This is a genomic window from Candidatus Baltobacteraceae bacterium (assembly GCA_035502855.1).
GTDB lineage: Bacteria > Vulcanimicrobiota > Vulcanimicrobiia > Vulcanimicrobiales > Vulcanimicrobiaceae > Aquilonibacter.
The window spans coordinates 98,466-107,925 of sequence record DATJTX010000022.1 but is presented as its reverse complement, the minus strand read 5'-3'; the positions used below and the strand labels follow the sequence as shown (position 1 = coordinate 107,925).

The following is a 9,460-nucleotide window of genomic DNA, read 5'->3' as shown; positions in this document are numbered from 1 at the left end:
GGGCATTTTCCGGTGCGGGTCTTCGTTGCATCCTCGGTCACAGAGCGCGTTGCTATGCTCCCTCGGATGCGCCTCGATTCGCACCGGAAAATGCTCCTTGCGATCGGTACAGCGACTTTTTCAGAGCTTCCCTCGTTTCCTCATAATCAGCCGTTAAGCAGCGTAGCGTACACCTCTGGGTAAGAGAAAGATACAGGAGCGCGAATAACTCGCTCCCGCCGTTTCTTACGAAGGAGCAGGCCGTGCCGAACACGCCAGCCGACGAGCAACGCATCAATACGATCCGGTTTCTGGCAGTCGACGCCGTCCAAAAGGCCAACTCGGGTCATCCGGGGATGCCGCTGGGAGCCGCCGCGATGGCGTACACGCTCTGGACCCGGCACCTGAAATTCAATCCGAAGGATCCGCACTGGTTCGATCGCGATCGCTTCATTCTCTCAGCCGGACACGGATCGATGCTGCTCTATGCGCTCCTCTACCTGACCGGCTACGATCTCACGCTCGACGACCTCAAGTCGTTTCGCCAGCTCGGCAGCAAGACGCCGGGGCATCCGGAAGCCAATCACACGCCCGGCGTCGAGGCCACGACCGGACCGCTCGGTCAGGGATTCGGTAATTCCGTCGGCTTTGCAATCGCCGAAGCGCATCTGAGCGCCGTCTACAATCGCACCGACGCGAAGATCGTCGATCACTACACGTACTGTATCGCCGGCGACGGCGATCTGATGGAAGGCATAAGCCAAGAAGCTCTTTCGTTGGCGGGGCACCTCCAGCTCGGCAGATTGATCGTGCTCTACGACGACAACCGCGTTTCGCTGGCCGGTCCGACCGACGTCACCTATACCGATGACGCGTGCGCGCGATTCGACGCGAGCGGCTGGCATACGCAACGCGTCACCGTCGATCACAGCAACGACGTGGCCGCCATCGATGAAGCGATCGGCATCGCCAAAGGCGTCACCGACCGGCCCTCGCTCATTGCGGTGCGTACGCACATCGGTTTTGGATCGCCCCTGCAAGACACGTTCAAGGCGCACGGCGAACCTCTCGGCGCCGACAACGTCAAGAAGACGAAAACCGAACTCGGCTGGCCGCTCGAGCCTGATTTCTACGTCCCCGACGACGTGCTGAAATTTTTCCGGGAATGCGGCGCGCGCGGTGCGCAACTCCAAGCCCAGTGGCAGACCCGTTACGATTCGTGGAAGGCGGCCAATCCGAAAGCGGCTGCGCAGCTCGAGCGCGCGCTCGCGGGCAAACTGCCGGAGAATCTGCCGTGGCCGACGTTCAACGCCGAGAACGGTGCGGTTGCGACCCGCGATGCCGGTGGGACGACGATGAACGCGATCGCCGGCGCGCTTCCGGAACTGGTCGGCGGCTCGGCTGATCTCGATCCCTCGACCAAGACCTATCTCAAGGATCAGGGCGATTTCCAACCCGGAAACTACGCCGGGCGCAACATCCATTACGGCGTTCGCGAGCACGGCATGGCGGCGGCGACCAACGGCATCGCGCTGCACGGCGGCTTGATGCCGTTCTGCGCCACCTTCTTCAATTTCGTCGACTATATGAAACCGTCGCTGCGTTTGGCCGCGCTGACGCGTCTGCACGCGATCTACGTCTTCACCCACGATTCCGTGTTCCTCGGCGAAGATGGTCCGACGCACGAGCCGATCGAGCAGCTCGCTCAACTCCGTGCGATGCCGAACATTCGCGTCGTGCGGCCCGCCGATTCGCTCGAAACGTGTGAAGCATGGAAGCTGGCGATCGATCCAACCAGCGGGTGTCCCTGGGCGTTGGTTCTAACGCGGCAAAAACTGCCGTTCCTCGGCGACCGCGTGGCCCACGTCGGCCGCGGCGCCTACGTGCTCGCGGAAGCGTCGGGCACGCCCGACTTGATTCTGATCGCAACCGGTTCGGAGGTATCGCTCGCGGTCGAGGCGCGCAAAGTGCTCGAAGCAAAGGGCGTGCGAACGCGCGTGGTCTCGATGCCCTGCTGGGAACTCTTCGAAGCCCAGCCGCAAGCCTATCGCGACGACGTGCTTCCGCCGAACGTGACCGCACGAATGTCGATCGAAGCCGCATCGACCTTCGGCTGGGAGCGCTGGACCGGCGATCGCGGCGTGACCTACGGCATCGATCGCTTCGGCGAATCGGCGCCGATGGCGGCGATCGCCGCGAGCCTCGGCTTCACGCCCGAGCGCGTCGCGCAAGCCGCACTCGACGAATTCGCACTCGCATCGCGTTAATCGCTCAACATCCTGCAGGAGAGACACGTGAGTAACCAATTGCAACAACTGCTCGAGGCCGGTCAGAGCGTGTGGCTCGACAACCTTCGCCGCGGCATGTTCGCATCCGGCGAACTGAAACGGCTGATCGATCAAGGGCTGCGCGGGATGACGAGCAATCCGACGATCTTCGAAAAGGCGATCGGCACCGGAGACGATTACGACGAACAACTGCGCTCGCTGATCGGCACCGAGAAAGACCCGGACGCGCTCTTCTGGGATCTGGCCGTGGCGGACATTCAGCAAGCGTGCGACGCGTTCCGCGGCGTCTACGATTCTTCGGGCGGCAACGACGGCTTCGTCAGCCTCGAGGTCTCGCCGCTTCTCGCGCACGATACGGCGGGCACGATCGAAAATGCCAAAGCGCTCTGGACGCGCGTCGATCGCCCGAACCTGATGGTGAAGATCCCGGGGACCAACGAAGGCATTCCCGCCATCGAAGAGTGCATCTACAGCGGTCTCAACATCAACGTCACGCTGATCTTCTCGATCGAGATGTACGAAAAGACGGCCGGCGCCTACATTGCCGGCCTGAAACGCCGCCTCCTCGAGGGCAAGCCGATCGATCGTATTCGTTCGGTCAATTCGGTCTTCGTCAGCCGCATCGACACCGCCATCGATCGGCTCCTACAGGCGAAGATCGCCAAGGGCGAAACCACATTGCAATCGCTGCTGGGCAAAACCGGCATCGCCAACCTCAAACTCACCTACCAAAAATTCGAGGAACTCTTTGAGGGCGATGAGTTCGCTCCGATCGTCAAAGCCGGGGGCGCGGTGCAGCGGCCGCTGTGGGCCAGCACCTCGACGAAGAATCCGGCCTACCCGGACTTGATGTACGTCGAGACGGTCGTCGGCAAACACACCGTCAACACGATGCCGCCGAACACGCTCGAAGCGCTGCTCGACCACGGCAGGGTGACGCCCGACACGGTCGAGACCGGCTTGGATGAGGCGCGCGCCACGATGCGTGCGCTTCAAGAGGCGAAGATCTCCCTCTTCGAGGTGACGCACGACCTCCAGGTCGAGGGCGTTTCGTCCTTCTCGGATTCGTTCGCCGCACTGATGGGCGCGATCGTCTACAAACAGAAACAACTCGCCGACGGCCGCGAGCGCGTCGCGATCTCGTCCGCGCCGCCGGGAGCACTCGAGAAACTCGCAAGCGCCGACTTCCTCAAGAAGCTCTGGGCCAAAGATCCATCACTCTGGACGAGCGATCCCCAAGCAGCCGACATCGTGAAGCATGCGCTGGGATGGCTCGACGTTCCGCAGCACCTGATGGAACACGTGCCCGATCTGCTCGCGTTCGCCCGTGAGATCACGGACGAGTTCGATCACGTGGTCGTTTTGGGTATGGGGGGCAGTTCGCTCGCACCCGACATCATGGCCGAAACCTTCGATGAGGCCACCGACTACCCGACGCTCCACGTGCTCGACTCCACCGATCCGGCGCAGATCCAGGAACTCGACGACGCGATCGAACTCGACACGACGCTTTTCATCGTGGCAAGCAAGAGCGGCTCGACCACCGAGCCGAACGCGTTCTTCGCCTACTACTACGAACGGGTCGCCAAATCGGTCGGCACGACGCACGCCGGACGGCAATTCATCGCGATCACCGATCCCGGCACCCACATGGTAGAGGTCGCCAAGGCGCACAACTTCCGGCGTATCTTCGAGAACGATCCGAACATCGGTGGACGCTATTCCGCGCTCTCATACTTCGGGATGGTTCCCGCGGCGCTGGCCGGCTACGACGTGCAGCTTCTTCTCGACCGTGCGCTCGGCGCGATGCACGCCAATGACAAGACGGTGGATCCGCGCGTCGCGCCCGGCGTGCGATTCGGCGCGGCGATCGGCGGCTACGCGCTGGCGGGACGCGACAAGCTCACGATCGTCACCCATCCCGACGTCGCCGCGTTCGGCGCGTGGGCCGAGCAATTGATCGCCGAGTCGACCGGCAAAGAGGGTAAAGGCATCATCCCGATCGAGGGCGAGGCGCTCGGTCCGCCGGCGGACTACGGCAACGACCGCGTCTTCGTGTACGTCGGCGCAAATCTGCCGGACCCGGCAGGCGGCGTCACGCAGGGGCTGCAAGCACTCCAAGACGCGGGTCATCCGATCGTTCGTTTAGCGATGAACGACGAGTACGATCTAGGCGAGCAGTTCTACCTGTGGGAGATTGCGACGGCGGCGGCAGGCAGCTTGCTCGGAATAAACGCCTTCGATCAGCCCAACGTCCAGGAGTCGAAGGACAACACCAAGGCGCTGCTTGCGCAGTATGAGGCGAAGGGTACGATCGACGAACCGGCAGCCGACGTCGAAGGCGCGTCCTTCGATATCACCTATCTGTCCGGCTCGAAGGATTGTGCCGGCGCGCACACCGACGTCGGGGCGCTGGCAGCGGTCTTCAAGCAGCTCGTTCCGGGCGACTACGTCGCGATCTGCGCGTACATCGCGCGCGATCCCGCGCACATCGCCATACTCGACGAGCTGCGCCTGAAGATCCGCGACGCAAGCGACGTCGCAACGACGGTCGGCTTCGGGCCGCGCTTCTTGCACTCGACCGGTCAGCTGCACAAAGGCGGACCGGATTCGGCCGTGATGCTCCAGATCGTCGGCGACGAACCCAGCGATATGCCGATTCCCGGTATGAATGTGGGCTTCCGCACGCTGCTCGCGGCGCAGGCGCTCGGCGACTGGCAATCACTCGACAAGCGTCATCGTCGCGGCGTTCGCGTTCATCTCAAGGGCGATATCGACGAGGCGCTGCGCGCATTGATTGCCGCCGTCGACGACGCGATCTCGGCACGCGCATAGTTCGGCCGCCCTGCGGGCGGATCGCACATCCTGTGCTCCGAACCAGCAGCTGCATCGTGCAGCTGCGCATGGTTTACGATATTGGGGGATTTGAATGAAACTCGGGATGGTTGGACTGGGCAAGATGGGCGCGAACATGACGACGCGTCTGATCGAAGGGGGACACGAGGTCGTCGTCTATGACCGCAGCGCGGACGCGGTGGCGCAAGCGGCCTCGGGCGGCGCGGTGCGCGCGAGCGGTTTGGCCGACCTGTGCGCCAAGCTGAGCGCACCCAAGATCGTGTGGATCATGGTGCCCTCGGGCAAACCGACCGACGACACGATCGACGAACTAGCCGGCATCCTGAGCAAGGGTGACATCATCGTCGACGGCGGGAACACGAATTGGAAGGACGGCCTGGCTGCCTACGATCGCTGCAAAGCCAAAGGCGTCTCGCTGATCGATGCCGGAACGAGCGGCGGCATTTGGGGTCTCAAGGAAGGCTACTGCCTGATGGTCGGGGGCGACGATTCCGCCGTGAAGACGTGCGAGCCGATCTTCCGGACGCTCGCGCCGCCCAACGGATACGCGCACGTCGGCCGCGCCGGCGCCGGCCATTTCTCGAAGATGGTGCACAATGGGGTCGAGTACGGCATGATGGAGTCCTACGGAGAGGGCTTTGAAATCCTCGAGAAGTCGCCGTTCGATTTCGACCTCGAACAGGTCGCCGACGTCTGGTGCTACGGCAGCGTCGTGCGCTCGTGGCTGCTCGAACTCGCGGTGCTGGCCTTCAAAGCCGACCCGGGCCTCAAAGACATCCGCGGCTACGTCGACGACACCGGCGAAGGACGCTGGACCGTGCAGGCTGCGATCGACGAGAACGTGCCGGCACCGGTCATCACGCTTTCGCTGATGCAGCGCTTCGTGTCGCGCCAACAGGAATCGTTCAGCGCCAAGGTGATCGCCGCGCTGCGCAATCAATTCGGCGGCCACGCCGTGAAGACGGAGACGCATGCCTGACGCAGTTGCCACCGTCTCGGTCGACGGAAAAGCGGAGAACCCGCTGCGCGCGGGCCTCCAAAGCGAACGGATCGGCGATCCGTGTTCGCTCGTGTTCTTCGGCGCGAGCGGCGATCTGTTCAAGCGCATGCTCCTGCCGGCGATATACTCGTTGCGGCTGCACGGTATTCTGCCCAACGACTTTGCCGTCGTCGGGTTCTCGCGCTCGGAATACACCGACGACGAATTTCGCGCGTACTGCAAGGAGCAGCTCGACCAATTCGCACCCTCCGATCAAAAACCGCAAGGCGCGATGTGGGACGACTTCGCGAAACGCCTGAGTTACGTCAGCGGCGATTTCGACAACAACAAGTGCTACGGTCTCCTGGCCAAGCGGATCGCGCAGAACGACAAGGAATTGGGCACCAAGGGAAACCGGCTCTTCTACCTCTCGACCCCGCCCTCGGTCTTTCCCACGATCATCAATGCGCTCGGTGAAGTCAATCTCAACGCGCAGCAAAACGGTTGGGCACGCATCGTCGTCGAAAAGCCGTTCGGCACGGACCTGGCGTCGGCGCGGGCGCTGCAAGCGGCAGTCGATCGCGTCTTTCGCGAGAGCGAAGTTTACCGCATCGACCATTACCTGGGCAAAGAGCCGGTGCAGGACATCATGGCGTTGCGCTTTGCAAATACGATCTTCGAACCGGTCTGGAACCGCAACTACGTGCAATCGGTGCAGATCACCGCGGCCGAACAGCTCGGCGTCGAGCTTCGCGGCGGGTACTACGATCACGCCGGCGCGCTACGCGACATGATTCAGAATCACGTGATGAATTTGCTCGCGCTGGTCGCGATGGAGCCGCCGTCGAGTTCGGATGCCGACGCGATCCGTACGGAAAAGTTCAAGGTACTGCAGTCGATCGAGCCGCCGCAGCTCAGCAAGGTGCTCGAGATGGCGGCGCGCGGACAGTACGGCGCCGGATCGATCAACGGCAAACCCGTTCCCCCCTATCGCCAAGAGCCCGACGTGAACCCGCAGTCCAATACCGAAACGTTCGCGGCGGTACGCCTCGAGATCGAGAATTGGCGCTGGGCCGGCGTCCCGTTTTATCTGCGTTCCGGCAAACGGCTCGCCAAGAAGACTTCCGAGATCGCGGTAACGTTCAAACCGATCCCGCACCGCATCTACGGCGAACGGACCGACACGATCGAGCCCGACGTGCTCGTGATGAAGATTCAGCCGGAGGAAGGCGTGGCAATGCGCTTTTCCGCCAAAGTTCCCGGGATGAAGGCGCATATCCGCAGCGTCTTCATGGATTTCAATTACGGCACGGGTTTCGGCGTGCAGTCGCCGCCTGCGTACGAACGCTTGATCGGCGATGCGATGCGCGGCGATCAGACCCTCTTCACGCGCTGGGACGCGGTGGAACGCGCATGGGAGATCGTCATGCCGGTGCTCGAGGTGTGGCAGAACACCAAGGATTTCACGTTTCCGAATTATCCGTCCGGTTCCCAAGGTCCGCAGTCGGCGTTCACGCTCTTCGCGGATTGGCGTCCGTTGTGAGCCTCGACATCCATCCGATCGTCGACGCGCTCGCCGCCGCTCGCCACGAACCCGGCTCCATGAAGGCCGCGACGATGACGTTCGCGGTCTTTTTGGGCGACGCGGCTTCGTCGGGCTGGGTACGCGACCGCACGCGCGCGCTCGCCGACAAACATCCTTCGCGGGTCGTGATCTTCGATGCGAGCAAGGACGGCCGCGAGCGATTGGTTGAGCCTTCCGGATCGCGCGGCGAGTGGATCGAGATCGGCGTGAAGGAAGCCGACGCGAGCGAACTCGGCGCGGCGCTTGCCATGCTGGAGCTTCCCGAGGCGCCGGTCATTCTGCTTTGGATCGCCGACGGGCTTTCGACCGACGAGCGCTTTCTCGCGCTGGCGCGACGGGCAAATGCTACGATCTGCAGCAGCTCGGTGACGCATACCGACGAGCGTCCCTTGCGCGATCTCATCGGATTCATCGATCTGCATCCGGAGATCGTCATTCACGACATCTCATATCTGCGGCTTGTCTCGTGGCAAGAGCTGATCGCGGAATTCTTCGATGAACCCGAGTGCCGCCGGGAACTCGCGGTGCTGCGCAGCATCGAGGTCACGGCCGGTTCGGACGCGGAGATGTACTACCTGCTCGGGTGGCTCGCCAGCCGTTTGGCCTGGACGCCGGCCGCAAGCGGAGTGTTGGCATCGTCCAGCGGCCCGGTGAAGTTCGAATTGGTCCACGATGGCCCACCGCGCCGTCTCTCGAAGGTGGTGCTCGCGTCCGAGCACGCGACGTTCAGCGCCGCCGTACAAGCGAACGATCTGAACGCGATCTGCCTGGACGTAACCGGGACGACGACGTGTGGTTCGCGCTGCACGCCGGTCCACACCGTCGACCTCGCCTCGTTGGTCGAGCGCGCGATCTTGAGCCGCACGCGCGATGAAGTTTTCATCGAATCGCTGACGATGGCCAAGCACATCATCGATCGCCAGGCCGTATGACGCGCGAGCAGGGACATCTGCTGATCTCCGATACGCCCGCGCAGGTTGCGCGCGCGCTGGCCGAAACCTTCGTCGGTCGCGGCCGCGGCGCGATCGAGGAACGCGGGCGCTTCGCGGTATCGCTCGCCGGCGGAACCACGCCGAAAGCCGCGTATGCGTTGCTTGCGCAGCCCCCGTACGCGAACGCGCTCGACTGGAAGGCGATTGAGGTCTTCTTCGGCGACGAGCGCTGCGTACCGCCCGACCACGATCAATCGAATTACAAGATGGCGAACGACGCCTTCATTCAGCCGCTGCACATTCCGCCGGAGCGCGTGCATCGCATGCGCGGCGAAGACGACCCGCGCCGCGCCGCCGCCGCGTACCGCGTCGAGTTGATCGGCACGCTCGGACCGCAGCCGCGCTTCGATTTGGTGATGCTCGGCATGGGTCCCGACGGTCACACCGCCTCGCTCTTCCCCGGAACCGATCCGCTCACCCACGACGAAGAGCTGGTGCGCGCGGTCTACTCGCAGTCCCAAGCGCAGTGGCGCATCACGCTGACCCCGCAGGTGCTCAATGGCGCGCGCACGGTCGTCTTCGCGGTCGAAGGCGCCGCCAAAGCCGCCACCCTGGCCGCCGTCCGCGAGGGTCCCTACGACCCGACGACCTATCCGGCGCAGATCATCGCGCCCGCCGACGGCGAACTCATCTGGCTCGTCGACAAAGCGGCGGCGGGGGTTTCGTGAATTGAGCCGCCGGTTTATCGACTCGCTTCTTTGGTCGTCTTGGCGTGATGCGGCGGTCGGAGCGGGCCTTGCGAAGCGAACGTAACAAGCAAAAGCGAGCGGAGCAAGGCCCC

6 protein-coding genes are annotated in these 9,460 nt (G+C 63.3%); all 6 read left to right on the top strand.

The window, feature by feature from the left end; translation table 11 throughout:
* Positions 1-242 precede the first annotated feature (242 nt).
* The 6 genes from tkt (at position 243) to pgl (ending at position 9,347) form a co-directional block, all read left to right on the top strand.
* Positions 243-2,246 (top strand): transketolase, encoded by a 2,004-nt coding sequence (gene tkt, locus VMF11_08375; protein ID HTU70327.1) that lies wholly within the window; start codon positions 243-245, stop codon positions 2,244-2,246.
* Between the two features lie 27 nt (positions 2,247-2,273).
* Positions 2,274-5,102: a bifunctional transaldolase/phosoglucose isomerase gene (locus tag VMF11_08370; GenBank protein HTU70326.1), complete on the top strand. Its 2,829-nt coding sequence runs from the start codon at positions 2,274-2,276 to the stop codon at positions 5,100-5,102.
* Between the two features lie 106 nt (positions 5,103-5,208).
* Positions 5,209-6,102, top strand: a complete 894-nt coding sequence (gene gnd / locus VMF11_08365) for a decarboxylating 6-phosphogluconate dehydrogenase (protein HTU70325.1) — start codon at positions 5,209-5,211, stop codon at positions 6,100-6,102.
* Positions 6,095-7,645 (top strand): glucose-6-phosphate dehydrogenase, encoded by a 1,551-nt coding sequence (gene zwf, locus VMF11_08360; GenBank protein HTU70324.1) that lies wholly within the window; start codon positions 6,095-6,097, stop codon positions 7,643-7,645. Before gnd ends, zwf begins: the two co-directional genes overlap by 8 nt.
* Positions 7,642-8,619: an OpcA/G6PD domain-containing protein gene (locus VMF11_08355; protein ID HTU70323.1), complete on the top strand. Its 978-nt coding sequence runs from the start codon at positions 7,642-7,644 to the stop codon at positions 8,617-8,619. The genes zwf and VMF11_08355 overlap by 4 nt, the downstream gene beginning before the upstream one ends.
* Positions 8,616-9,347, top strand: a complete 732-nt coding sequence (pgl, locus tag VMF11_08350) for a 6-phosphogluconolactonase (protein ID HTU70322.1) — start codon at positions 8,616-8,618, stop codon at positions 9,345-9,347. Before VMF11_08355 ends, pgl begins: the two co-directional genes overlap by 4 nt.
* The last annotated feature ends 113 nt before the right edge of the window (positions 9,348-9,460 follow it).

Coding starts and splice junctions, on each gene's coding strand:
- pgl (HTU70322.1), top strand. CDS start 8,616: ATGACGCGCGAGCAGGGACATCTGCTGATCTCCGATACGCCCGCGCAG.
- zwf (HTU70324.1), top strand. CDS start 6,095: ATGCCTGACGCAGTTGCCACCGTCTCGGTCGACGGAAAAGCGGAGAAC.
- gnd (HTU70325.1), top strand. CDS start 5,209: ATGGTTGGACTGGGCAAGATGGGCGCGAACATGACGACGCGTCTGATC.